A 23,941-nucleotide genomic window follows, 5' to 3' on the forward strand; every position below is an offset into this window, starting at 1 on the left:
ATGATCTATACCCATGTGCTGAATCAGGGTGGAAAGGGGGTTCAGAGCCCACTTGATAATCTATGATCCTCCGTATTGCGATCCTCTCTGTTCCTCTCAGAAGAGCATTTGACTATCTTCCTCCGGCAGGTGGTTCAGTGGGTGGGTATCGTCCAGGTATTCGTGTCAAGGTTCCGTTCGGGAAACAACAGCGTATCGGTATTCTGCTGGAGACTACTGCGAAGTCCGATATTCCGGAAGAGAGGCTAAAGCCTGTCACAGAGATTATTGACTCCGCTCCCCTGCTGCCGGAGTCACTCCACTCTCTGCTGTTGAGGTCGGCCAGTTACTATCACCATGCAATTGGGGAGGTCTATGAGACGGCACTGCCTGTTCCGTTGCGACAGGGGAGGTATGCCAAACAGCCTGAACAGGTTATCTACCGTATTACTGAGAGGGGAATTCAGACAGATCTGGACTCACTAAGCCGTGCCCCTCGTCAACGTCAACTGCTGGAGCGGTTGCAACAGGAGAGAGAGCTCTCTGGTTCCAGCACCTTTATGCGAGAGTTGATCAAGAAGGGGTTGGTAGTCAGAGAGAGCAGGGCAGGTTATAACCAACCACCAAAAGTTGAGTCCGATGCCCCGCATCAGCTCAATGGTGAGCAGCAGCAGGCGGTTGATGTGGTTCACAAACAGATGGACGGCGCAGGCAACGACCCGATCCGGCCGGTTCTGCTGGAGGGGGTGACCGGTAGCGGCAAGACTGAGGTCTATCTACAGATCATCCAGAGGGTGATTGATGACGGCAGACAGGCTCTGGTTCTGGTGCCGGAGATCTCTCTTACCCCACAGACTGTACAGAGATTCAGACAGCGTTTTGATCTGCCGATTGCACTGCTCCACTCCGGACGCAACAGCAGTGAGCGCCTTGGTGACTGGCTGGCGGCAAGGGCGGGGGAGGCAAAAATAGTTATCGGTACCCGCTCTGCGGTCTTTGTTCCACTACAATCTCCGGGGATCATTATTGTGGATGAGGAGCATGACGGCTCCTTCAAGCAGCACGAGGGCTTTCGCTACTCTGCCAGGGATCTTGCTATTTTGCGCGGAAAGCAGGAGGGTATACCTGTACTGCTGGGCAGTGCCACTCCATCATTCGAGAGCCTGCATAACGCCGAGTCCGGAAAATACCGGAAGCTGCTTCTCTCTAGCCGTGCCGGTGGCGCCAAGCCCCCGGAAATATCCCTGATTGATGTGCGCTCGAGAAAGATGGAACACCTGCTATCCGCTCCACTCATTGAAAAGATGAGAGAGCATCTTGAACAGGATGGACAGATCCTTATTTTTCTCAACCGCAGGGGATATGCCCCAACTCTCTTCTGCAGAGGGTGTGGCTGGAGCTCGGCCTGTCCACGCTGTGAAATTCACTACACATTTCATCAGAAAAAAAATCGGCTGGTATGCCACCATTGCGGCGGGGAACGGCCTCGACCACCCCACTGCCCTGAATGTGGCAGCCATGAATTAACCGATATTGGCGCAGGTACAGAGAGGATTGAGGAGGCGCTACAGAAAATATTCCCGGAACACTCTGTTGCCAGAATTGATCGTGACACCACCCGTAGGCGAGGATCGATGGATGAGAAGCTGCAACAGATCCATGCCGGGGATCACCAGATTCTATTGGGTACACAGATGCTGGCCAAGGGACACCACTTTCCAAAGGTAACTCTGGTTGCCATTCTGGATGCCGATAGCGGTCTGTTTGGCTCAGATTTTCGTGCAACCGAGCAGATGGGGCAGTTGATTACCCAGGTTGCAGGCCGTGCGGGGCGAGAATCAATGAGAGGTGAGGTTGCAATTCAGACCCACAACCCGGACCACCCACTGCTTCTTACCCTGTTACAGAGAGGGTATCCGGATTTTGCAAAACAGGCCCTGGCTGAACGCAAACTGGCTGCACTTCCCCCATACAGCCATCTCACTCTGATTCGTGCAGAATCATCAAAGCCGCAGGCTGCCATCCACTTTCTGCAACAGGTCAGGGAGATGGCTGTCGGTCATGCCATTTCTCAGGTCGAGATCCTCGGGCCTGTTCCATCCCCAATGGAGAAACGGGCCGGGCGCTATCGAGCACAGTTGCTGTTGCAATCATCGTATCGTAAACCACTGCATCAACTGCTGGCCCCACTGATCCCGGCAATTGAATCAACCAAAGAGGGGCGAAAAGTTCGCTGGTCTGTGGATGTGGACCCGATCGATATGTTTTAAGATGTGACAATGGAGACATGGCAGATCACTACCCATCTTCTTGGTGGGCTGGCAATTTTTCTCTTCGGGCTGGAGCAGCTGACAACAGCACTCAAGGTTGTGGCCGGAGAGCGGATGAAACTGCTGCTCTCTCAGCTCACCACAAACCGTTTTACCGGTGTTCTATCCGGCACCATCGTCACCTCAATCGTGCAATCATCATCTGTCACCACCGTATTGACAGTTGGTTTCATTACCGCCGGATTGATGAATCTGACCCAATCTATGGGGGTGATTATGGGAGCCAATATAGGCACCACCATCACCGCACAGATTATCGCCTTCAACATTACCAAACAGGCGCTGGTGATGATCTGGTTTGGATTCGCCCTCTTCTTCTTTGCCCAACATGAACGCATAAAGAACTATGGCACCCTGATATTTGGCCTCGGCATGATCTTCTTCGGGATGGGAATCATGTCCGATGCTATGGCCCCACTGAGAGATAACCCGTGGTTTCTTGAGCTTATCACCAGCGCAGAAAACCCCCTGATTGCCATTTTTGTGGCGGCCGGGTTTACCGCCCTTATTCAGTCCTCCTCGGCAACCACCGGAATCATTATCATCCTCGCGACCCAGGGGCTGATCACCTTGCCTATCGGTATCGCCCTCTCCTTCGGGGCAAATATCGGCACCTGTATAACGGCGGGAATTGCCGCTATCGGCAAGCCGCGCGAGGCGGTACGGGCAGCCCTGTTTCATATTCTCTTCAATATTATTGGGGTGATGATCTGGTTTCTGTTTGTGGATGATCTGGCGTCGTGGGTAGAGCAGTTTTCGCCTATCCATACGGAACTCTCCGGACTGGAACGGCAAAGCGCAGAGGTTCCCAGGCAGATTGCCAACGCCCACACTCTATTCAATGTGGTGAATATGTTGATCTTCATCGGCTTTGTCGGGCCGATTGTCAAACTGCTGGTGGTGCTAGTTCCTGACAAGAGACAACCCACTACCGATTACCTGGAGCATGATCTGCTCACCACACCTTCGCTTGCCCTGGCTGCAGCCGAGAGTGAGATCGAGGTCATGGGAGATCACGTTATCTCCATGCTTCGACGCAGCATGCCAGAGGCGTTGAGCGGAGACAGCTACTCGCTCCACACCCTGGCAGCGGAACAGCAACGGGTCAAAATATCACTGCTGGAGATTACAGATTATCTGCGCCGCCTCAGTAAACAGGAGCTGACTGAGCATGAGACCACAGAGATGATGCAGTGTCTGGTGGTTACCAATGAACTTGAGACCATTGGGGAGATTATCGAGAGGGGCATCACCCAGGGCGGTCTGCTGCGTCATGACGAGTTGATCAGGGTGAGTGAGGCAACCCAACAACTTCTAACCTCATTCCATCATGATATCCTCAATGCTGTACATCGATCGATACAGGCATTCCATGATCATGATCCGGATTCCGCCCTTCAGGTGATCGAGATGAAGAGCTATATCAAGGAGTTTCAGGAGCACACCGTGCACCATATGATGCGCCGGCTACAGGCAAGTGAGCCCAATCGGGTTGCGGCCTATACCCTGGAGAATAACCTTATTGACCATCTTAAACAGATCCATACAGCGGCCAGGCGAATAGCACGTCATATTCCGCACCATGGACAACAGGATGATTCCTAAAGCTCCCCTATCAGATACTCCTCAAGATCCTCGCCACCCTGTTCCAGCATTGCAAAGCTACGAATAGAGATACCCGTATCATGGATACTATCCCGGTCACCACTAACCAGGGGGTGCCATCCGGGCAGTGATTTACCTTCATGTAGCAGGCGGTAGCTACAGGTTGATGGGAGCCAGTGAAACTCTGCCGTCTTCTCCACAGTCAGGTGGACACAATTTGGTACGTTGATATTACGGTTTGGGTAGTCGCTACAACTACACCGCTCAAGATCGAGTAGATTGCAGGCAATGCTGGTATAGAAGACCTCGCCACTCTCCTCATCCTCCAGCTTCTGCAGACAACAACGGGCACAGCCATCGCAGAGAGACTCCCACTCATCCGAGGTCAACTCGGCCAGGGGGTAGTGCTCCCAGAAACGTTCTCGCACTATTTTTCTGGCCAGGATCTAAGCAACACGATGGCACTTATCGCTGCCAGTACCGTTCCTGTTGTCAGGTAGCCGAAATTCAATAACAGGGCACTGGTAATCAACATGCTGCCACCGGCAATTGCGCTGTAGAGTGCGTGACGGTTGGTACGGAGCTCACTACGAATTTTCTCCAGCTCGGAGGATTTCCACTCCAAAGCCAGCTTGCCATCCTGGGCCTGTTTCAACACCTCATAGATCATTCCGGGGATTTCCGGTATCTGCTCCACCAACTCGGGTCCATGTTGTTGAACCTTCTGCTTGAACCCCTCAAACCCCTTGCGCTGCCGAATCCAGTTCTCCAGAAATGGCATGGCTGTTGCCCACAGATCAAGGTCCGGATATAACTGCTTACCAAGACCCTCAATATATAGAAGGGTCTTCTGCAACAGCACCAGTTGAGGCTGTACCTCCATCCCGAATCGTCTTCCGGTACGGAACAGTTTCAGCAACAGCAGTGCAAATGAGATCTCACTGAATGGGCGCTCAAATATCGGTTCACAGACACTACGGAACGCTGACTCCAATTCGCCAATCTGTGCCGTTGCCGGCACCCATCCTGAATCGAGGTGGAGCTGTGCAACCTTTTTATAATCACGATTGAAGAAGGCGAGAAAATTCTCGGCAAGATAGCGCTGATCATCCTCAGTCAGGCTACCCATGATTCCGAAATCAACTGCGACATATCCAGGCTGTGCCGGATCAGAGACATCAACCATAATATTTCCAGGGTGCATGTCCGCATGGAAAAAGTTATCCCGAAATACCTGGGTAAAGAAGATCTCTACTCCCAACTCCGAGAGTCGCTTGAGGTCTACCCCATGTTGGCGCAGAGCCTCCAGATCGCCGACCGGAATCCCATGAACCCGCTCCATCACCAGAATATTCTCTCGGGTCAGCTGCCAATCCGGCTCTGGAACGGTCAGTACCGACTCTCCATCTGCAAAGTTGCGTCGCACTTGCGAGAGATTGGCTGCCTCACGCATCATGTCGAGCTCGTCCAGAATGATCTGCTCATAGTCTGCAACAATATGTTTGAGGTGAAGACGTCGTCCTTCAGACCAGTAGCGTTCTGCCAGAGAAGCCATCTGTTTTGCCAGCCCCAGATCCTGCCTGATTCTAGCCTCAATATCAGGCCGCACCACCTTAACTACCACATCTCTGCCATCATGGGTGCGTGCAGCATGGACCTGCGCTATGGAAGCAGAGGCCAGTGGTGTCTCATCAAAACTCTCAAAGAAGTTCTCTAGCGGGCCGCCCAGCGCCGTTGCAACAATATCCTTTGCCTCTGATCCTGGGAATGGAGGAACTGCATCCTGCAGTTTGGTCAACTCATCTGCAATATCATCCGGCAACAGGTCTCGTCGGGTTGAGAACATCTGTCCAAGTTTCACAAAGACTGGACCAAGATCCTCAAGTGCTCGACGAATCCTCTCACCCTTGACCGCGTCAACTGCGGGGCTACGATCCCTTCTTAACCAGTAAAATGGGGAGAGGTAGAGCAGAAAACGGAATGGACGAAAGAGATGAATAGCCAGAATAATCTCATCCAGCCTATGACGTGCCAAAACACGCTGAATCACCAGTAGCCGCACTAGATGGCGAGCCCCAACCATATGCTATTTCTTGAACCCGCGATGCAGGGCCACAATACCGCCAGTCATATTAAAATATTCGGTACGATCAAACCCTGCCTCGTCCATCATGCCTCGCAATGAGTCTTGATCAGGGTGCATACGAATTGACTCTGCCAGATATTTGTAACTACTCTCATCATTGGCAACAACCTTGCCTATAAATGGCAGGATCTTGAATGAATAAAAATCATAGACTGATTTCAATTTCTCGTCTGTTGGCTTGGAAAACTCCAATACCAGCAATCTACCGCCCGGCTTCAGAGCCCGGTATATCGAGCGTAGTGCCTTGCTCTTGTCGGTAACATTGCGCAGACCAAAAGAGATGGTGATACAGTCAAAACTGTTCTCGGGGAATGGGATCTCTTCAGCATTGATCTGTACATACTCCACATTACCAAGAACGCCCTCATTGATAAGACGGTCACGCCCCTTTACCAGCATGCTTGCGTTAATATCAGAGAGCACAACTCTTCCCTTGGGGCCGACAATTTTTGAAAACTGCAGGGAGAGATCACCAGTACCTCCGGCCAGATCCAGAATCTCCTGCCCCTCTCGAGCACCACTCATCTCGATAGTGAATTTTTTCCAGAGACGATGAACCCCCATCGACATCAGGTCATTCATCAGGTCATATTTATCAACAACTGAATCAAAGACTCCACGAACACGCTTGGCCTTTTCACCAACAGCGACATCCTCGTAACCAAAATGGGTAGTCTTTTCGTTCATGATATTCTCCCAATCAGGTGGCCATGCGCTCTGCTGTTGTCTTGCGCTCAATTCCCTCTGCCTCAAGCCTGTCAAGGTAGTCCTGCCAATACTCATCCATCTTCTCTCCCAGCTGATATAGCCAGTCCCATGAGTAGATACCTGTATCATGGCCATCATCAAATTTGAGCGAAACTGCATAGTGGCCAACAGGATCAATCTTGTCGATGGCAACGTCAACCTTGCCTACCTGCAAAATCTCCTCGCCTGGTGCATGTCCGCGCACCTCTGCAGAAGGGGAGTAGACCCGCAGATACTCTGCTGTGTAGTCCCATGATTTCCCATCATCATAACTTAAGGTCAATACTCGAGACTCCCTGTCATAACGAATCTCTGTAGGTATCTGATGTGTCTGTTCACTCATAATCTCTTGTTATCTCCATTGACCAGATAAGCTCTGATCTTTATAAAACTCCTCTAATCCTGACCACTACGCCATTACATATCCACTACAGTATATAACGACTCAGGTCCTCATCTGCAGCAAGCTCTGACAAATGGTGGTCCACATAATCTGCATCAACCACAACCGTCTCTTCTGAATGGTCAGTCGCCTCAAAGGAGATCTCCTCCAGCAGACGCTCCATAACTGTATGGAGCCGCCTTGCTCCAATATTTTCTGTACGCTCATTTACCTGCCATGAGAACTCTGCAATTCTATGAATCCCAGCATCCTCAAACCTGAGGTCAACACCATCTGTCTCCATCAATGCTGTGTACTGTTCGGTCAGAGACGCATCTGTCGCAGAGAGAATAAGCTTGAAGTCCTCCACGCTCAAGGCAGAGAGCTCAACCCTGATCGGCAGACGTCCCTGCAACTCTGGAATCAGATCAGATGGTTTTGAGAGGTGGAATGCTCCCGAGGCGATGAATAGAATATGGTCGGTCTTGATCATCCCATACTTTGTGCTGACAGTACTTCCTTCCACTAACGGCAACAGGTCACGCTGCACCCCCTCTCGTGAAACCTCTCCACCACTCTGCTCCTCACTACGCCTGGCCACCTTATCAATCTCATCAAGAAAGACAATGCCATTCTGCTCCACACTATTGATAGCCTGTGACTTAATCTCCTCCTCATCGACCATCTTGTGTGACTCTTCCTCCACCAATATCTTCAGAGCCTCTGCAACGCGCATCTTCTTGGCTTTTGGTGGTTTATTGCCCATATTCTGGAACATGCCCTGTAGTTGTGAAGTCATATCCTCCATCCCTGGAGGACCCATGATCTCTACCCCTACTGCAGGAGCAGATACCTCAATCTCAATCTCCTTGTCATCGAGGTCACCCTCTCTTAACTTTTTGCGAAACTTCTGGCGTGTTGGAGACTCCTCCTCTTCCTGTTCAGATGCTGCCCCCCTGCTCTTTACTGGTGGCAGCAGCGCATCCAATACTCTCTCCTCAGCCGCATCCTCAGCCCTGGAACGAACAGACTCAACCGCACTCTCTCGCACGTTTTTAATGGAGATATCTGCAAGATCGCGTATAATCGACTCAACATCGCGCCCAACATAACCAACTTCGGTGAATTTTGTTGCCTCAATCTTTATAAATGGAGCGTTGGCAAGGCGTGCCAGGCGGCGCGCTATCTCAGTTTTTCCCACCCCTGTAGGACCAATCATAAGAATGTTTTTTGGGGTAATCTCGTAACGCAACTCCTCACTAACCTGCATTCTGCGCCAGCGATTGCGCAAGGCAATAGCTACTGCACGCTTGGCTGCATCCTGTCCAATAATATGTTTATCCAATTCGGAAACGATCTCTCTTGGAGTCAACTCATTCATCTCTATTAATCCTTATCACCTAACTCTTCCGTGACCAAGCTTCGGTTGGTAAATACACAGATATCTGCCGCAATACCCATACTCTTTTCAACAATTTCCTGCGCCCCCATCTCACTGTTTTCCAACAATGCGCGTGCAGCAGAGAGCGCATAGTGGCCGCCAGATCCAATGGCAACTGCACCATGCTCAGGCTCAATAACATCACCATTTCCGGTTATCACCAGGGTTTCATTCTCGTCTGCAACCAGCAGCAGTGCTTCCAGTTTGCGTAACATGCGGTCGGTTCTCCAATCCTTGGCTAGCTCAACAGCAGAACGAATCATATGCCCGGAATACTTCTCCAATTTTCCTTCAAAACGCTCAATCAAGGTAAAGGCATCCGCAGTGCCGCCGGCAAATCCTGCAATAACCTTGTCATGATAGAGACGACGAATCTTGCGAGCATTGCCCTTCATCACCGTATTGCCCATAGACACCTGTCCATCACCACCAAGCACAACATGATTGTCACGCCGCACGCAGAGAATAGTTGTTCCGTGGTATTGATCCATGATCTTTTCCAGAATTTTCAAAAAAGGAGTTGGATTCTACCGCAAACTGCTGTCATCGGCATTTTTGAGATTACATATCTTTACGCTTGGCAGGGGAAAACCTGCCATCACTGCTTTTCTGTTTGGCTCTTGGGTGAGCCTGATCATAAACCGCTGCCAGGTGCTGAAAATCAAGATGGGTGTAAATTTGTGTAGTACTGATGTTCTCATGTCCAAGCATCTCCTGGACAGCTCGCAGATTTCCGCTGGATTCAAGCAGGTGGCTGGCAAATGAGTGGCGCAACATATGTGGATGTACCCGGCGATCCATACCCCTCTTTCTGGCAAGCTTCTCCAGGCGTTGCTGAATTGTCCGCACAGCTATACGTTTACCACGTTGAGTGACGAAAAGTGCCTGCTCATCTTTATCAACCATCTGTTGACGAATCCGCATCCACTGCTGAATAGCCTGCTGTGCAACCCCTCCAACTGGCAGTACACGCTCTTTGCTCCCCTTGCCTAAAACCCGAATAGTTGCATCATCAAGACTGATATCCCTGCAGTCCACACCGGCGAGCTCAGAGAGACGAAGCCCGGACGAGTAGATCAACTCAAACATTGCATGGTCACGAATTGACAGTGGATCATCTTCACTAAAGGCCAATAGACTATCCATCTGATCAACATCAAGTGTTGTCGGAAGAGGGTGATCACCCTTGGGTGCCGAGACCCCGGCTGCCGGATTGTAATCAATCCCCTGTTCACGCAGCAGGTAGCGGTAAAAAGTTCGAACTGCTGAAAGATTTCTCTGGATGGTTCGACTGGCAGCTCCACTACGGTGGCGCTGTGCCACAAAATCCCTCAGGTGATGCGATGTTAACTCAAGGAATCTGTCGCCACGCTTCTCAATATGGCTACGAAAATGGGATAGGTCCCTGCTATATGCCTTCAGGCTGTTTGGTGAAAGTCTGCGCTCATTCTGAAGATGATTCAGAAAGCGCTCGATCCAGCTCTCCAGATCGTTATTGCTGCTCACCGTCACAGTGACGTAGTGCCGTACTAACCAGCGATGCAAGCTGTACCAGGAAATGAGTCCCCATCTTTTCGTGATAATACTGCTGGTCAGCACTCCCCAATGCTATCAACCCCTGCCCCCCAAACTCTCCGAGAGGCAGCAAGGCAACTGATGCGCCATGCTCCAAATCATCTCCAAAGATACTTTCACGCTGCTCTTCATCCAACTGACCGCAAAATGGGACACTGTCTTGAAGCAGTGACTCAAACAGTTTATGTGTCTGCTCATTTTCTGCATGTGGAAGCAGAATCACCACCTGCTCAATCCCAAAATGGTCCCGTAGACTCTCATACAGCGAGGCCACAATTCCATCACGACTCTCGCAATTCAACAGCTCAAGAGTAAGACGATGCATGTTTTCACTAAGAGCATCATTTTCGCGCGCAACATGAATCAGGGTGTTGATCTCATTATTGAGACGGCCATTTTCCTTTCTCAACTGCCCAACCTGGCGCTCAATCAGAGATACTGCAGCCCCACTTTGATGAGGCACATTAATCTTATTCAATAGCTCTGGATAGTCTATAAAAAAGTCGTTATGTTGCTCTAGATAGGCAGCAACATCGTCACCGCTAACAGCATGAATCTCTTCATGACTAACTGATTCATGTTGACTCATAACTCAATTACACCCTCAAATACTGTTTCTGCCGGCCCCGTCATCATAACTGGAGCATCACCACCCATCCATCTTACAGAGAGTTCTCCGCCTCTCAAACCAACCTTAACCTCACTGCTCAGCTTGCCCTGTACTATACCAGTTACAACTGCTGCACATGCACCGGTACCACAAGCCATGGTCTCTCCGGTGCCCCTCTCATACACTCTCAGATGAATCTCTGAAGGGCTAACTACCCGCATGAAACCAACATTTACCCGCTGCGGGAAACGTTCATGTGACTCCAGTAGCGGCCCCAACCTATTAACTGTCGCATCCTCCAGCTCATCAACGGCAAGTACCACATGTGGATTCCCCATGGATAGTACGCCCACCTTGAGAACATCACCATCTACCTCAATGTCATATGTGTCCGCCTGCTCATCAGCTACAAACGGGATATCTGATGGTGTAAGAATTGGAGGGCCCATATTAACTGTTACCCATCCATTATCCTGAAGCTTGAGTGTAATGATGCCACTGGCCGTCTCGACAACAATCTCGTCTTTATTGGTTAGCCCCTGGTCACGAACAAAACGGGCAAAACAGCGAGCACCATTCCCACACTGCTCTACCTCTCCACCATCAGCATTCCAGATACGATACCGAAAATCAGCCCCCTCACTCTGTGCCGGCTCAACCAACAACAACTGATCACATCCGACCCCAAAATTACGATCTGCAAGAAAACGAACCTGCTCTGACGTTGGCTCAAAAGGCTCGCTGACCGCATTGATTACAACAAAATCATTGCCCAAACCGTGCATTTTTGTAAAACGCAGTCTCATCTCAGCCCCTCCTCAGAAACTATCTGGAATATGCTCACCAGCATATAGCGACTCAATGGTTTCTCGGTCTCTCACTACGACGGCTCTCTCACCAGAGACCATCACCTCTGCAGCACGTGGACGAGAATTATAGGTTGAACTCATGACAAAACCATAAGCCCCGGATGACATTACTGCAAGCAGATCACCTGACTCCACATTCAGTTCACGATCCTTCCCCAGAAAGTCTCCAGTCTCACAGATCGGGCCCACAACATCATAGATACTCTTTTTACCAGAGGTGCGCTCCTCAACCGGTACGATATTCTGCCATGCACTATAGAGGGCTGGCCGAATCAGATCATTCATTGCTCCGTCCACAATACAGAAATTCTTCTCCTCACCCTCTTTTATAAATTCCACTTTGGTCAGCATCACCCCGCTATTTCCGACCATGGCCCGACCAGGCTCCATTATGATCTCAAGATCCCTGCCATCCAGTTTTTCTGTCACTGCTCTTACATAGGATTCAGGAGATGGTGGATTATCATGATTGTAGTCAATCCCCAGTCCACCACCCACATCGATATGGTGCAAGTTAATACCATCCTCACCAAGCTGATCTACCAGCAGCAACACTCGATCAAGCGCATCCTCAAATGGAGAGAGCTCTGTTAGCTGTGATCCAATATGGCAATCAATACCCATAATTTTAAGATTAGACAGGGTTGCAGCAAGCCTATAGACCTCACGTGCATGATCGATAGTTATACCAAATTTATTGGACCGGAGCCCTGTTGAGATATATGGGTGAGTACCAGCATCCACATCAGGATTGACCCGCAATGATATTGGGGCACACATACCCATGTCACCAGCAACTCGATTTACCCGCTCCAGCTCTGCCTCAGACTCTATATTAAAGCAGAGAATACCTGCTTCCAGCGCCCGTTTAATCTCATCATCACGCTTTCCAACACCAGAAAACACCACTTTTCCGGCATCCCCACCAGCCTTTAATACACGCTCCAACTCTCCAACCGAGACAATATCGAAACCTGCACCCATGCTTGCCAGCAATGCCAATACCGCAAGGTTGGAGTTTGCCTTTACCGCAAAACAGACCAGATGCTCTTCACCATTAAATCCATTCTCAAATGCCTGCCACTGAGCACGAATTGCATTCTCGGAGTAGACAAATAGTGGGGTACCATAATCTTCCGCAAGAGTTTTCATAGAGAGTGATTCTGCATAGAGAATACCCTCACGTTGTTCAAAAAATGAGTTCATGTTTTTTGCTATTGAGCGCGATGCTGTTCCAGAATCAGGGTTCCAAGGCGGTAACGAATCTTATTGATCTCCTTAAGTGTCTCGTCTGCCGCCTCAATCTTCTTGCTCTCTCGCAGAGAGCTCTCTTCCTGCTCCAGACTGCTCAGTCTGGTACGTAACTCCGCCATCTCCTGATGACGCTGACGAAGGCGTGTAGCCTCGTCACGTAACTGTTGTGCCTTTACTGATGATGCCTTTGTAGCCTGTTGCTCCAACTTCTCTGCACGAATATCATCCGGCAGATAAAGATCACCTGCCTGCCCGCAACCAGAAAGTATGGTCACCACCCAAATCGACAACAACGCCATAGATAACTTTTTCATATTCATGGCGATAAGTATAAACTTCATAACCCATGGAAACCATCTCTCATATCACTATTGAACCCCCCTCAAAAGCATCCTCAACCGTTATATGGCTTCATGGGCTTGGGGCAGATGGTCATGATTTTGAGAGTGTGCTTCCAATGCTGGAGCTGCCCATAGATCACGCCATTCGTTTTATCTTTCCCCATGCTCCAGAGCGCCCAATCACCGTAAATGATGGAATGGTTATGCGTGGCTGGTATGACATCACCAGTTTTGATTTTGGTAAACGGGGAGATATTGAAGGGATAGAATCTTCCGTTGAATCAATTAGCCAGTTGATTGACAAGGAGGTGGAGTCAGGAATATTGCCCGGAAATATTTTGCTCGCTGGTTTCTCTCAGGGAGGCGTCATCGCGCTACATAGTGCTCTGCGCCATCCACAACAACTTGCCGGAGTGATGGCCCTCTCAACATACCTTCCATACCCTGAAAAAATCCCGTCAGCCAACAATAAACATCCCGCTACCATTTTTTTTGCACATGGGGTAAACGACCCTGTAGTCCCGTATTCTGCTGGAGAGTCTGCAAAATCGTGGCTAGAGGAAAAAGGATACATAGCCAAGTGGCATCAATACGTGATGGAGCATGCTGTTTGTGCTGAGGAGATTAACGAAATCAGCAACTTTATTCAGGGCCGCCTGTAGGGTGTTGCCTACAAAGAAAAAGGGTCATCTCATGACGAGACAACCCTTTTATCTGTCCACTGTAAGCTGGTATGTATACAGTATCTTTATGGTGCCGCCACGAGGATTCGAACTCCGGACCTACGCATTACAAGTGCGTTGCTCTACCAGCTGAGCTATAGCGGCAAGAGCGCGCATTTTACTGGGAGATCGCAGAGTTGGCAACCAAAAATAGCCCATCCAAAACAAGATTTGGATCATCTTTAAACCTAAAGCGTGAGCTCTCATGTATCTGCCAGGCATCCCCTCCGGTAACCATTAATGCCACATTTTTGTTCCGAGACAAGATATCAGCTATGGCACTGTCCACACTATCTACAGAACCATCTCTATCCATTCGCAACCCCTCTTCTGTACTTCTTCCCAGAGGAAAAGTCTCAGAATACAGTTGATTAGACGGTAAATGTCGGGCTTTTGCTGCTAATTCCCGCGAACTTGCTCCAATGCCAGGAGTAATAATGCCTCCTTGATGGTTACCTTCTCCATCAACAAGGTCAATTGTTACTGCAGTTCCACAGTCCACAAGACAGAATGCTCCGTGAATTTTGTCCCAGGCCGCAATCATTCCCAGCCAGCGATCTATCCCTAGCTGTTCTGGCTTGTAGTAACCATTACTAACATCACCAAACTTCCCTGTGGCACCAATTGATTGCACATCAACCCCCCATAATGTCTCTACAATTTTTTTAATTTGTTGCTCTCGTTGTTCTCCAGCACTATTTGCTAGCCATACCATGGATGGCGCAATATGTTTACCCAAGATCACCGGGAGGAGAGAATCTATGTTTTCATTATCCAGCAGATCAAATCGAGAAATACCACTTACTAATGCCCACCCCAGCTTTACCCTGCTGTTCCCTGCATCAATCAATAACCAGTGTCTCTCTTCCCTCATCTCTTATTCTGCTGAATACGTAGTGAGACATCGCCACTAAAATAGCGGCTAACTGCACCACCACTCTCCACCAGCAACGCTCCAAGTTGGTCAATTCCTCGCGCCACGCCTGCAACTCTTTTTCCTTCCAACTCCAACAACACATGGTGATCACGAACCATATCTAGCTGATCCCATTCGGGTGTCAACGACTCCAGCCCCTCACTCTCAAAACGGTTCAATACCTCAACAACCTCATTCAACAGAGCTGCAGCCAGCTCATTACGAGATGGAACACTATCTAGCTGCTCGGAAAGAGATGTCCATGGCTGCTTAATCCTGCCACCAGCGGCCTGAGAAACATTAACATTCAGTCCAATGCCAATGACTGCACTGGTTGGCCCTTCCGACTCTCCTTCCAGGTCAATCAATATGCCGCCAAGCTTCTGATTCTGAAAATATAGATCGTTGGGCCATTTAAGCTGAACCCCGGAGAGCCAGCTCCTGTTCAGGACAGTAGCCATAGCAATTCCAACAACGATTCCCAGCCCACTTAACACCATTGGCCCTCCAGAAAATTTCCAGAGTAGCGACAGGTAGAGGCTTCCACCAAATGGGGATACCCACTCCTTTCCCCTTCTGCCTCTACCGGCAACTTGATGTTCGGCAAGCAAGACCGCGCCACTGCTGGCACCGTCATGGAGGTTACGCATTAGCTCACTATTGGTTGAGTCACAACTCCATACCATATCAATATGCGGCAGGCATTGTGTCGCCTCAACAGACAACCGGGATCTGATCTCCTGCTCATCAAGAAAAGTGACTGGGGCAGAGAGCCTGTACCCATGACGATTTTCAGAGTAGATCTCCACACCGATAGATTGCAGAGCCTGGATCTGTTTCCAGATTGCTGCACGGCTAACCCCAAGACTATCTCCTAGTGTTGTGCCGCTATGAAGCTCTCCATCCGAGAGCGTTTCAAGAAGCTGCTCCTGAATTGGAGTCATTCTGCACTCAGTGGTTTGATGCCATCTCCTTGGCAACTAGGTACTCAATCACTTTGAACATCTCACGATATCCACCTGCAATCCCTGGGTCAGTCACGTATTTACCATTCACAACCACCGCAGGAACCCCCTTGATTCCAGATTTTCTGGTCATGCGAACAGCCTGCTTTACACGTGACTGCACACTGAATGAACCCCATGCTTTACGAAAATCAGCCGGTGCAACTCCATGCTCTTCAAAGAAGACCTCCATCGCCAGATCATCCCCCAACAGATTTTTTCTATTGTCATTATGAATGGCATCAAACATTGCATGATGCGTCTTATCCAGCACTCCCAGCACTCCTGCAGTATAGAATGCCTGTGCTGCAGGCGCCCAATTCTCTCTAAATATAGTTGGCTGCACTTTAAGGCTTATATTTTTTGGATTTGTATCAAGCCATCTCTGTAAAAAAGGCTCCAGATTGTTGCAGTGAGGGCATCCATACCAGAAATACTCTCGCACCTCGATTGTTCCCGGTTCGGCAACAGTTCGCATAGGCTTGCTAATTCGGGTGTACTCAACACCTTCCATATAATCTTCCGCTGTTGCGGTTACGGTTACAAACCCCATAACCACCATTGCTGTCCATGCAATCCATCTATTTTTCATTGCTTCACCCTCGGTTGTTAATGTCTAAATCTGAGACCATACAGATGATAACGGGTTCACTCTATCTCCACAAAAAAAGGCCGCAGAATCTGCGGCCTTTTTTTATATTTACTACCAATTATTGGCTATAGACCAGCCTGCGCAATAATATGGTCAATAACTGCTCCAATTTCCGCATCACTCAAAGCTGTACCACCTTTTGGCGCCATTGCTGTTCCTGCTACGCCAGCTATTGCACTGGCAACCAGTCCATCACGACCACCAGCTTTTTCCAGTCTTGGGGCCCAATTATCCTTAACCCCAATCTGAGGTGCATTTAGTGCGGGAGCCATTGGGCCGTGGCATGCGAAACAGCCTGCCTGGAATAGTGCCGCACCACCTGTTGCCGCGGAAGCTGGAGCAGCTGCAGGAGCGGGTGCTGCTTCTTTAGCAGCAGCGGCCGGGGCAGCTACTGTCTCAGCCACTACCGGCGCCTCTGGTGCAGGCGCCTCTGGTGCAGTTGTAGCGGCTACAGGGGCAGAAGCCACTACTCCATCCATTGATTGAATATAGGCAGTTACCGCAGAGATGTCACCATCTGTAAGACGACTCGCGACATCCTGCATCATTCTATTTGGATCGTTATAACGAGCACCAGAACCAAACGCATTAAGCTGTGCCGTTGTATAGTCAGCCAGCTGGCCGGTCAACCCAGGCCAACCTGCGGAGTCATTTCCAGCCGCATCTGGTCCATGACAGGCCATACATGCGGTAACACCACGTGCCATATCTCCACCCTGGTAGAGGCTCTTACCCTTGGCTGCAAGCCCTGCATCTACAGAGCCGCCATCAGCACCAGCAGCTGTTGCATAATATGCTGCCAGGTTTGCGATATCTGCATCACTCAGGCCAAGCGCCTGGCCTGTCATCAATAGATCCTTGCGTGCGCCTGACTTGAAATCCTCCATCTGTTTTGCAAGATAGCCAGCGTTCTGTCCTGCCAGAGCAGGAACTGCCTTTGTTTTACCTGGGTTCATAGGATCAGGAAAGGCTGGATTACCATGGCCGGTAGCCCCATGACAGGCCCCACAAACAGCAGCCTTTGCCTTGCCAGCATCAACATCACCACCAGCCATCACTGTTCCAGATATTGCGAGCACAGCTGCTGCAACCAAAGTTTGCGTCAAAACGGCCTTCTTCATCGATTCTTTCCTTCTTGTTAACAACAGGTACACCCTGTACTTACCAAACCCAAACCTGCCCAGCATCCGAATCCACAACATGCAAAATAGATGTTATGGTCAACGGAATATCCGCACAAATCCACATAGAATTAGCCATTATATTCGCAATCACGCCAACTTCAAACTATTCTCGCAATATCTATCCTTTCATCAATCAGAATCGATGAAGCTTCAGCCGGTATAATCCACAGTATGAACCTTAATCAGGCCACTTTTCTAACTAGCGCACCAAACCTCTCTCGTTGTCCACAAGGGAGTATTGCCGAGGTTGCATTTGCTGGACGCTCCAACGCTGGCAAATCCAGCGCCCTCAACCGCCTAACCGGCATCAATGGTCTGGCCAGAACAAGTAAAACCCCGGGACGCACCCAGCTAATCAACTTTTTTTCGCTGGATGAACATCACAATCTAGTGGATCTACCTGGCTATGGGTTTGCCAAAGTTCCTCTCAAGGTGCGCCAACAGTGGCAGCAGGATCTAGGGAAATACCTGCGAGAACGTGAGGCGCTGCGTGGAGTTATCGTCCTTATGGATATTCGTCATCCCATGACTGATAATGACCGACAGATGGTAGAGTGGAGTCGCTGGAGTGGTTTTCCACTCCATATCCTGCTCACCAAGGCTGACAAGCTAAAGCGTGGGGCAGCAATGAACTCTCTACTGAAGGTGCAAAAAATCATCGATCATGAATTTCCCGGTGTTACTGCACAGATCTTTTCTGCTACCAAGGGGGCGGGGGTGGATGAGGCCCGCAGAATTATCCTGGGGTGGCTAACAGAGTAAAAGAGCAAAAAATCAGAGAAAACTTAGTGTGCATCATCCCAGTTTGGTCCGCTACCAATATCAACTATCAGCGGCACATCCAGAACTGCTGCTGTCTCCATCTTCTTTCGCACCATAGAGATTAGCAAATCACGCTTGTCGCTCTCTACCTCAAATACCAGCTCATCGTGAACCTGCATAATCATTTGTGCAGTGGGATTATCCTCTAATAGCGCACCATCAACAGCAATCATTGCACGCTTAATAATGTCTGCAGCTGTCCCCTGCATTGGGGCATTGATTGCTGTTCTCTCTGCATACTGTCTGCGCTGACCATTTTTAGAGGTAATATCAGGAAGATAGAGCCTGCGCCCAAACAAGGTCTCCACATAACCCTGGTCACGCGCCTTCTCCTGGGTCTCATCCATATACTGCCTTACTCCTGGATAACGATCAAAATAGAGATCGATGTAACTTTGTGCTGCACCACGACTAATACCCAGCTGCCTTGCCAGACCAAATGCCGACATGCCGTAGATTAATCCAAAATTAATAGCTTTTGCGCTACGACGCTGATCTGCTGTTACCTGTTGTGGATCAACCGCAAAAACCTCCGAGGCGGTAGCTTGATGAATATCCTTCCCTTCACGAAACGCCTCCAACAACCCCGTGTCTCCAGACAGATGGGCCATAATGCGCAGTTCAATCTGAGAGTAGTCAGCTGCCACCAGCACATAGCCCTCACCTGCAACAAAGGCTTGACGAATTCGTCTTCCCTCTTTGGTTCTGATCGGGATGTTCTGCAGATTTGGATCAGATGATGATAGCCTTCCTGTCACAGCTACCGCCTGATGGTATGAGGTATGAACTCTTCCGGTTCTTGAGTTTATCTGTTGCGGCAGCTTGTCTGTATATGTTGATTTCAGCTTGCTCATGCTGCGATGCTGCAGAATCAACTGGGGCAGTCGATAGTCCTGCGCCAACTCCTGTAGCACTGCCTCAGCAGTAGAGGGCTGTCCCTTTGGGGTTTTCTTTAATATTGGTAACCCCTGCTTTTCATAAAGAATCGCCTGAATCTGCTTGGGTGAGGAGAGGTTAAATTCATCACCAGACTCAATAAAGGCTTCCTGCTCAATCTCCAGTATGCTTTTTGCCAGCTCCTGACTCTGCCGCTGCAACATTGCTACATCAATGGCCACACCATTACGCTCAACTCTGGATAACACCTCCAGCAGAGGCATCTCAACCTCTCTGAAAAGCCTCTCCTGCTCACCCTCCAGTCTTGGCCATAGCTCCTGATGGAGACGTAGCGTCACTTCTGCATCCTCTGCTGCATATGGGGCCGCCTGCGCGACAGGAACATCATCAAATCGGAGCTGTTTTTTGCCTTTCCCTGCCACCTCCTCATAAGAGATTGTCTTGTGGCCAAGATATTTTAGTGCCAGAGAGTCCATATCATGGCGTGTTGCACTGCTGTCAATTACATATGACTCGAGCATGGTATCGAAGGCAATTCCACGTAACTGAACTCCATGGTTGAAAAACAGGGTGGCGTCATATTTCAGATTTTGCCCAACCTTGAGCTGTGATGGATCCTCCAGGAGAGGGCGCAACTGCTCCAGAACTATCTCCCGATTCAACTGTTGTGGTGACTCAAGGTCATGGTGTGCCAGGGGAAGATAAGCGGCATGTCCGGGCTCAACTGCAAACGACACCCCTACAAGCTCTGCCTCCATGGAACGGAGGCTTGTCGTCTCTGTATCAATTGCAAAAAGCTCTGACTGTTTTAGCCGCTGCATCCACTCTTCCAACTGTTGCTCGGTAAAAATGGTATCAACCAGAAGATCTGTGGTTGCTTGTGAATTCTGATCTGCCGATTCACCCTGCAGACTTTCACTGCTATCCGAGAGATCCGCAAGCCATCGCTTGAACTCCATTTCGCTGTAGAGCTGATGTAGCAGATGCTCATCAGGATCTTGTGGTACCAGATCAGAATATGTGGCCCCCAGATCAATATCACAACGAATTGTTACCAATTCACGTGAGAGTGGGAGTTGCTCAAGAGCAGCGCGTAAATTTTCCCCGGCCTTGCCACCAACCTCATCAGCCCTGGCAATAATCTCATCCAGAGAACCAAACTGCTCAAGCCACTTCACCGCTGTCTTGGGTCCAACCTTTGATACCCCTGGTACGTTGTCCGAGGTATCACCAACCAGGGTCAGATAATCAATTATCTGATCCGGCCGCACCCCAAACTTCTCTACCACACCATCTGACCCCATCAATGTGTGAGTCATGGTGTTTATCAGGGTGACATCGGGTCCAACCAACTGAGCCATATCCTTGTCTCCGGTCGATATCAGTACTGGGACATTGTCAGCCTCAGCCTGCCGTGACAGTGTCCCAATAACATCATCAGCCTCCACCCCTTCGTGCACTATCAACGGAAGCCCCAGCGCCTCTATGATTGCATGCAGTGGGGCAATCTGGCTGCTAAGATCATCCGGCATAGGTGGCCTGTTTGCCTTGTATTGTGGATAGAGATCATTACGAAAAGTCTTCCCTTTGGCATCAAATACAACTGCAACCTGTTGTGGCCGATATTCATCCAACAAACTTCTCAACATATTGATTACACCGTAGACAGCACCGGTTGGCTGGCCTTTGGAGTTGGCAAGAGGTGGCAGTGCATGAAAAGCTCTGTATAGATAAGATGATCCGTCCACCAGGATCAGTTGCGGAGATTGTGTCATAAGGGTTGTAAATATAAGTTACTACAGGAACTCTGAGTCAATTTGTCGTATCATCATACCAATAAAGAGCCCGTTGAATAAGTCATATGGGCTGCCCTTTTCATGCCAACAGCATGAACCGAAATAAACAACGTGAATATTCAAAGATCAACCATGGCCCGACTATTTTTCAGCCTGTTTCTGCTTATCCAGTTTCCGCTTATCCATGCAGACCCGAATCCAGTCTCTACTACCCCTCCCGCCATGATCACCATCACCCCGCCTGATTTACCGAAATCAATCTCGCTGGAAGATGAATTAAAGAGAGATGCTAAACCCGCAACACCAACGGGCAAACACTCTTACTTTCTAAGCGACCCAAATGAGGCTGCCTACCTGGAATTTAAACAGGATGATACATCTCCATCTCTCCAGGCCCCACGATGGGAGCTATTTCGCTGGGAATCATCAACAGATAATAACTCGGACAATCGCTAATGTCTGTCTATACAACTGTCTCACAGGATGAGCTTGTCGAACTAATGGGGCAGTACAGTGTAGGAGAGCTAATCTCATATGAGGGCATTCAGGCCGGAATCGAGAACACCAACTATTTTGTATCCACTACAGATGGTGAATTTGTTCTAACCATCTTTGAACAGTTGGAGTGGGAAGAGCTACCATATTTTCTCGACATTATGGCCTTTCTGGCTGAACACAAGGTGCCTAGCGCACACCCAATTGCTGACAAGAGCGGAGAATATCTTCGCAAGTTTCTTGGCAAACCAGCTGCCCTTGTTCAGCGTCTTAATGGTCGTAGCGTGGATTATCCGAATCAGGAACAATGTGCTGCACTTGGCAAGGCCCTGGGGCGAATGCACTCCATGGCTCACAACTTTAGTGGACACCGAGAGAACCCTCGCGGCATCCGCTGGTGTCGGGAGACGATTCAGATAATTGCAGAAAAAATGGGGAGTGATGATAAACAGCTGCTTGAAGAGGAGCTACAGTTTCAATCAGTCTCAAAACGCGGCGAGCTCCCACAGGGCATAATCCATGCTGACCTGTTCAGAGATAATGCCCTTTTTGTTGGTGAACAACTAACAGGCATCATCGACTTCTATTATGCATGTAATGATGCCCTGCTCTACGATGTCGCAATAACCGTTAATGACTGGTGTACAGGTCATGATGGATCTATCAACAGCGCCAGATATAGCTCATTTTTAACGCACTATCGCGAACAACGCCCTGTTACTGAAGAAGAATACCAACTCTGGCCAACAATGTTGCGTGCAGCAGCACTACGTTTCTGGCTCTCCAGGCTACAAGACCTGCACTTTCCGCGCCCAGGAGAGATGACTCATACCAAAGATCCAGACGCATTTCGGCAGATCATGGTATGGCATAGAGATAATCCTCTATCACTCTGACAGCCTGTGGATAACTTTGTGTATAGAATAGATTCAACGAATTCCTGTAGTTGAACAGAGAAAGCATGTCGTAGCTTCCTGATATATCGGACAAAAAATAATTCGATAGATAACAATGAATTACATATTATTCTGCTTTTCTAATAGATATAGAACTTATGGCGCCATCAGTTTTTTCTTGGCTCGCCAAGCTGTTGATATTGTGAATAACGCTATGAATAATGAGTGAGTTACTGAAGATAGTTACCACTCAGCTTGCAGAACACCTGCGAACTGTAATGGAATACAGATCTCACGAATCAATATCTGGAGGTGATATCAACCAGACATTTATTCTGGAAACCTCCACCTCAGAACAGTTTTTTGTAAAAGCAAACAGGGCAGAGCTGCTTGACATGTTTCTGGCAGAGTTTGCTGCGCTGGAAGAGATAAAAAGCAGCAATACACTACTAACCCCATTACCAATACTTGCAGGAAGTGCTGGAGACAGTGCCTTTCTGGTAATGGATTTTATTGAGATGGCGGGAGCCTCAGAAACATCCGAAGAGGTTCTGGGACATGGCTTGGCGGAGATGCACAAGGTTACAAAACCAAAGTTTGGCTGGGATCGTAACAACACCATAGGCTCAACAAAACAGATCAACCGACAGGAGTCATCCTGGGGGAAATTTTGGAAAGATCACCGTATTGCTCCTCAGCTCCAGTGGGCCGCACAACAAGGCGCTGCCCCCTCTATTATTGAAAATGGTAGACAGCTACTTGCACAGATAGAGTCGATTCTTGTGGATCACAATACCATCCCATCTCTGCTACATGGAGACCTCTGGGGAGGAAACTGGTCAACCACAAAAATCGGGGATCCAATTATCTATGACCCTGCACTCTACTATGGTGATCGCGAAACCGACCTGGCAATGACAGAGCTGTTTGGTGGCTTCTCCAACCGCTTCTACAATGCCTATAATGAGAGCTGGACTCTAAGCCCAGGGTACACATCGAGAAAAGATCTCTACAATCTCTATCACATACTCAACCACTTCAACCTGTTTGGAGGGGGGTATGGTCGACAGGCAGAGAACCTGATGGAGAGGATTTTACAAAACCGATATCAGTAATTTCTTATCCGCCCATTGAAAACCTCAACTGGCAATCAACCCCTTATTAATCCGATAATTAACCAGCTCTTGTGAAAATCACAAGACCCTGTTTTTTTATTTGAGAATCGGAACAGATCAAATCATTGCAATGATGCCCTGTTCGGTTCCAGGATTGACAAGG

At 49.2% G+C, this 23,941-nt stretch carries 23 protein-coding genes and 1 tRNA gene; 7 read left to right on the top strand and 17 right to left on the bottom strand.

Going from position 1 to position 23,941, the window contains the following annotated elements; all coding sequences use genetic code 11:
* Nucleotides 1–62 precede the first annotated feature (62 nt).
* Both AC3ZFK_RS03830 and AC3ZFK_RS03835 read left to right on the top strand, forming a co-directional pair.
* Nucleotides 63–2,249 (top strand): primosomal protein N', encoded by a 2,187-nt coding sequence (locus AC3ZFK_RS03830; protein ID WP_487506622.1) that lies wholly within the window; start codon nucleotides 63–65, stop codon nucleotides 2,247–2,249.
* A gap of 9 nt (nucleotides 2,250–2,258) precedes the next feature.
* Nucleotides 2,259–3,914, top strand: coding sequence for a Na/Pi cotransporter family protein (locus tag AC3ZFK_RS03835; RefSeq protein ID WP_487506621.1), 1,656 nt, complete (start codon nucleotides 2,259–2,261; stop codon nucleotides 3,912–3,914).
* Here AC3ZFK_RS03835 and AC3ZFK_RS03840 read toward each other — a convergent pair.
* The 11 genes from AC3ZFK_RS03840 to lptM form a co-directional block, all read right to left on the bottom strand.
* Nucleotides 3,911–4,345, bottom strand: coding sequence for a YcgN family cysteine cluster protein (locus tag AC3ZFK_RS03840; RefSeq protein WP_487506625.1), 435 nt, complete (start codon nucleotides 4,343–4,345; stop codon nucleotides 3,911–3,913). The genes AC3ZFK_RS03835 and AC3ZFK_RS03840 overlap by 4 nt on opposite strands.
* The gene (ubiB, locus tag AC3ZFK_RS03845) at nucleotides 4,342–5,997 is read right to left on the bottom strand and encodes a ubiquinone biosynthesis regulatory protein kinase UbiB (RefSeq protein WP_487506620.1); all 1,656 of its coding nucleotides are present in this window, start codon (nucleotides 5,995–5,997) and stop codon (nucleotides 4,342–4,344) included. The genes AC3ZFK_RS03840 and ubiB overlap by 4 nt, the downstream gene beginning before the upstream one ends.
* A 3-nt stretch (nucleotides 5,998–6,000) precedes the next feature.
* Nucleotides 6,001–6,747 carry a bifunctional demethylmenaquinone methyltransferase/2-methoxy-6-polyprenyl-1,4-benzoquinol methylase UbiE gene (ubiE, locus tag AC3ZFK_RS03850; protein WP_487506619.1) on the bottom strand — a complete coding sequence of 249 codons (747 nt, stop codon included), beginning with the start codon at nucleotides 6,745–6,747 and terminating at the stop codon, nucleotides 6,001–6,003.
* A 13-nt stretch (nucleotides 6,748–6,760) separates the two neighbouring features.
* The gene (locus AC3ZFK_RS03855; protein ID WP_487506618.1) at nucleotides 6,761–7,150 is read right to left on the bottom strand and encodes a gamma-butyrobetaine hydroxylase family protein; all 390 of its coding nucleotides are present in this window, start codon (nucleotides 7,148–7,150) and stop codon (nucleotides 6,761–6,763) included.
* An 85-nt stretch (nucleotides 7,151–7,235) separates the two neighbouring features.
* Nucleotides 7,236–8,570 carry an ATP-dependent protease ATPase subunit HslU gene (hslU, locus tag AC3ZFK_RS03860; protein WP_487506617.1) on the bottom strand — a complete coding sequence of 445 codons (1,335 nt, stop codon included), beginning with the start codon at nucleotides 8,568–8,570 and terminating at the stop codon, nucleotides 7,236–7,238.
* 5 nt (nucleotides 8,571–8,575) lie between these two features.
* Complete coding sequence (gene hslV / locus AC3ZFK_RS03865; RefSeq protein ID WP_487506616.1) at nucleotides 8,576–9,121, bottom strand: ATP-dependent protease subunit HslV; 546 nt, start codon at nucleotides 9,119–9,121, stop codon at nucleotides 8,576–8,578.
* A 70-nt stretch (nucleotides 9,122–9,191) separates the two neighbouring features.
* A complete protein-coding gene (gene xerC / locus AC3ZFK_RS03870) occupies nucleotides 9,192–10,136 on the bottom strand; it encodes a tyrosine recombinase XerC (RefSeq protein WP_487506615.1) in 945 nt (314 codons plus the stop codon).
* Complete coding sequence (locus AC3ZFK_RS03875) at nucleotides 10,123–10,794, bottom strand: DUF484 family protein (RefSeq protein WP_487506614.1); 672 nt, start codon at nucleotides 10,792–10,794, stop codon at nucleotides 10,123–10,125. Before AC3ZFK_RS03875 ends, xerC begins: the two co-directional genes overlap by 14 nt.
* The gene (gene dapF, locus AC3ZFK_RS03880) at nucleotides 10,791–11,621 is read right to left on the bottom strand and encodes a diaminopimelate epimerase (protein ID WP_487506613.1); all 831 of its coding nucleotides are present in this window, start codon (nucleotides 11,619–11,621) and stop codon (nucleotides 10,791–10,793) included. The genes AC3ZFK_RS03875 and dapF overlap by 4 nt, the downstream gene beginning before the upstream one ends.
* 12 nt (nucleotides 11,622–11,633) lie before the next feature.
* Nucleotides 11,634–12,890, bottom strand: coding sequence for a diaminopimelate decarboxylase (gene lysA, locus AC3ZFK_RS03885; RefSeq protein ID WP_487506612.1), 1,257 nt, complete (start codon nucleotides 12,888–12,890; stop codon nucleotides 11,634–11,636).
* Nucleotides 12,891–12,898: 8 nt separating this feature from the next.
* Complete coding sequence (gene lptM, locus AC3ZFK_RS03890) at nucleotides 12,899–13,279, bottom strand: LPS translocon maturation chaperone LptM (RefSeq protein WP_487506611.1); 381 nt, start codon at nucleotides 13,277–13,279, stop codon at nucleotides 12,899–12,901.
* A gap of 5 nt (nucleotides 13,280–13,284) precedes the next feature.
* Between lptM and AC3ZFK_RS03895 the strand changes: the two genes are divergently transcribed.
* Nucleotides 13,285–13,941, top strand: coding sequence for an alpha/beta hydrolase (locus AC3ZFK_RS03895; protein WP_487506610.1), 657 nt, complete (start codon nucleotides 13,285–13,287; stop codon nucleotides 13,939–13,941).
* Nucleotides 13,942–14,030: 89 nt separating this feature from the next.
* Here the strand turns inward: AC3ZFK_RS03895 and AC3ZFK_RS03900 are convergent.
* The 5 genes from AC3ZFK_RS03900 to AC3ZFK_RS03920 all read right to left on the bottom strand — a co-directional run bounded on the left by AC3ZFK_RS03900 (nucleotide 14,031) and on the right by AC3ZFK_RS03920 (nucleotide 17,694).
* Nucleotides 14,031–14,106: transfer RNA gene (locus AC3ZFK_RS03900), tRNA-Thr, on the bottom strand.
* A gap of 13 nt (nucleotides 14,107–14,119) precedes the next feature.
* On the bottom strand, nucleotides 14,120–14,875 hold the full coding sequence (locus tag AC3ZFK_RS03905; RefSeq protein WP_487506609.1) for a type III pantothenate kinase: 756 nt from the start codon (nucleotides 14,873–14,875) through the stop codon (nucleotides 14,120–14,122).
* Nucleotides 14,872–15,861 carry a bifunctional biotin--[acetyl-CoA-carboxylase] ligase/biotin operon repressor BirA gene (gene birA / locus AC3ZFK_RS03910; protein WP_487506608.1) on the bottom strand — a complete coding sequence of 330 codons (990 nt, stop codon included), beginning with the start codon at nucleotides 15,859–15,861 and terminating at the stop codon, nucleotides 14,872–14,874. Before birA ends, AC3ZFK_RS03905 begins: the two co-directional genes overlap by 4 nt.
* Before the next feature lie 7 nt (nucleotides 15,862–15,868).
* Nucleotides 15,869–16,513 (bottom strand): thiol:disulfide interchange protein DsbA/DsbL, encoded by a 645-nt coding sequence (locus tag AC3ZFK_RS03915; RefSeq protein WP_487506607.1) that lies wholly within the window; start codon nucleotides 16,511–16,513, stop codon nucleotides 15,869–15,871.
* 125 nt (nucleotides 16,514–16,638) lie between these two features.
* Nucleotides 16,639–17,694: a c-type cytochrome gene (locus tag AC3ZFK_RS03920; RefSeq protein ID WP_487506606.1), complete on the bottom strand. Its 1,056-nt coding sequence runs from the start codon at nucleotides 17,692–17,694 to the stop codon at nucleotides 16,639–16,641.
* Between the two features lie 234 nt (nucleotides 17,695–17,928).
* Between AC3ZFK_RS03920 and yihA the strand changes: the two genes are divergently transcribed.
* Nucleotides 17,929–18,519 carry a ribosome biogenesis GTP-binding protein YihA/YsxC gene (yihA, locus tag AC3ZFK_RS03925; RefSeq protein WP_487506605.1) on the top strand — a complete coding sequence of 197 codons (591 nt, stop codon included), beginning with the start codon at nucleotides 17,929–17,931 and terminating at the stop codon, nucleotides 18,517–18,519.
* A 23-nt stretch (nucleotides 18,520–18,542) separates the two neighbouring features.
* Here yihA and polA read toward each other — a convergent pair whose 3' ends face one another.
* Entirely contained in the window at nucleotides 18,543–21,251 is a 2,709-nt protein-coding gene (gene polA, locus AC3ZFK_RS03930) for a DNA polymerase I (protein WP_487506604.1), read from the bottom strand.
* A gap of 153 nt (nucleotides 21,252–21,404) precedes the next feature.
* On the opposite strand from polA, the gene AC3ZFK_RS03935 reads away from it, so the two are divergent.
* From AC3ZFK_RS03935 to AC3ZFK_RS03945, 3 genes are all read left to right on the top strand, one after another.
* The gene (locus tag AC3ZFK_RS03935) at nucleotides 21,405–21,728 is read left to right on the top strand and encodes a hypothetical protein (RefSeq protein WP_487541381.1); all 324 of its coding nucleotides are present in this window, start codon (nucleotides 21,405–21,407) and stop codon (nucleotides 21,726–21,728) included.
* Nucleotides 21,728–22,663, top strand: a complete 936-nt coding sequence (locus AC3ZFK_RS03940) for a homoserine kinase (RefSeq protein ID WP_487506602.1) — start codon at nucleotides 21,728–21,730, stop codon at nucleotides 22,661–22,663. The genes AC3ZFK_RS03935 and AC3ZFK_RS03940 overlap by 1 nt, the downstream gene beginning before the upstream one ends.
* A gap of 221 nt (nucleotides 22,664–22,884) precedes the next feature.
* Nucleotides 22,885–23,778: a fructosamine kinase family protein gene (locus AC3ZFK_RS03945; protein WP_487506601.1), complete on the top strand. Its 894-nt coding sequence runs from the start codon at nucleotides 22,885–22,887 to the stop codon at nucleotides 23,776–23,778.
* The last annotated feature ends 163 nt before the right edge of the window (nucleotides 23,779–23,941 follow it).

The organism is Candidatus Thiopontia autotrophica (genome assembly GCF_982804495.1).

Coding starts and splice junctions, on each gene's coding strand:
- AC3ZFK_RS03830 (WP_487506622.1), top strand. CDS start 63: ATGATCCTCCGTATTGCGATCCTCTCTGTTCCTCTCAGAAGAGCATTT.
- AC3ZFK_RS03835 (WP_487506621.1), top strand. CDS start 2,259: ATGGAGACATGGCAGATCACTACCCATCTTCTTGGTGGGCTGGCAATT.
- ubiB (WP_487506620.1), bottom strand. CDS start 5,997: ATGGTTGGGGCTCGCCATCTAGTGCGGCTACTGGTGATTCAGCGTGTT.
- ubiE (WP_487506619.1), bottom strand. CDS start 6,747: ATGAACGAAAAGACTACCCATTTTGGTTACGAGGATGTCGCTGTTGGT.
- AC3ZFK_RS03855 (WP_487506618.1), bottom strand. CDS start 7,150: ATGAGTGAACAGACACATCAGATACCTACAGAGATTCGTTATGACAGG.
- hslU (WP_487506617.1), bottom strand. CDS start 8,570: ATGAATGAGTTGACTCCAAGAGAGATCGTTTCCGAATTGGATAAACAT.
- hslV (WP_487506616.1), bottom strand. CDS start 9,121: ATGGATCAATACCACGGAACAACTATTCTCTGCGTGCGGCGTGACAAT.
- AC3ZFK_RS03875 (WP_487506614.1), bottom strand. CDS start 10,794: ATGAGTCAACATGAATCAGTTAGTCATGAAGAGATTCATGCTGTTAGC.
- dapF (WP_487506613.1), bottom strand. CDS start 11,621: ATGAGACTGCGTTTTACAAAAATGCACGGTTTGGGCAATGATTTTGTT.
- lysA (WP_487506612.1), bottom strand. CDS start 12,890: ATGAACTCATTTTTTGAACAACGTGAGGGTATTCTCTATGCAGAATCA.
- lptM (WP_487506611.1), bottom strand. CDS start 13,279: ATGAAGTTTATACTTATCGCCATGAATATGAAAAAGTTATCTATGGCG.
- AC3ZFK_RS03895 (WP_487506610.1), top strand. CDS start 13,285: ATGGAAACCATCTCTCATATCACTATTGAACCCCCCTCAAAAGCATCC.
- AC3ZFK_RS03905 (WP_487506609.1), bottom strand. CDS start 14,875: ATGAGGGAAGAGAGACACTGGTTATTGATTGATGCAGGGAACAGCAGG.
- birA (WP_487506608.1), bottom strand. CDS start 15,861: ATGACTCCAATTCAGGAGCAGCTTCTTGAAACGCTCTCGGATGGAGAG.
- AC3ZFK_RS03915 (WP_487506607.1), bottom strand. CDS start 16,513: ATGAAAAATAGATGGATTGCATGGACAGCAATGGTGGTTATGGGGTTT.
- AC3ZFK_RS03920 (WP_487506606.1), bottom strand. CDS start 17,694: ATGAAGAAGGCCGTTTTGACGCAAACTTTGGTTGCAGCAGCTGTGCTC.
- yihA (WP_487506605.1), top strand. CDS start 17,929: ATGAACCTTAATCAGGCCACTTTTCTAACTAGCGCACCAAACCTCTCT.
- polA (WP_487506604.1), bottom strand. CDS start 21,251: ATGACACAATCTCCGCAACTGATCCTGGTGGACGGATCATCTTATCTA.
- AC3ZFK_RS03935 (WP_487541381.1), top strand. CDS start 21,405: ATGGCCCGACTATTTTTCAGCCTGTTTCTGCTTATCCAGTTTCCGCTT.
- AC3ZFK_RS03940 (WP_487506602.1), top strand. CDS start 21,728: ATGTCTGTCTATACAACTGTCTCACAGGATGAGCTTGTCGAACTAATG.
- AC3ZFK_RS03945 (WP_487506601.1), top strand. CDS start 22,885: ATGAGTGAGTTACTGAAGATAGTTACCACTCAGCTTGCAGAACACCTG.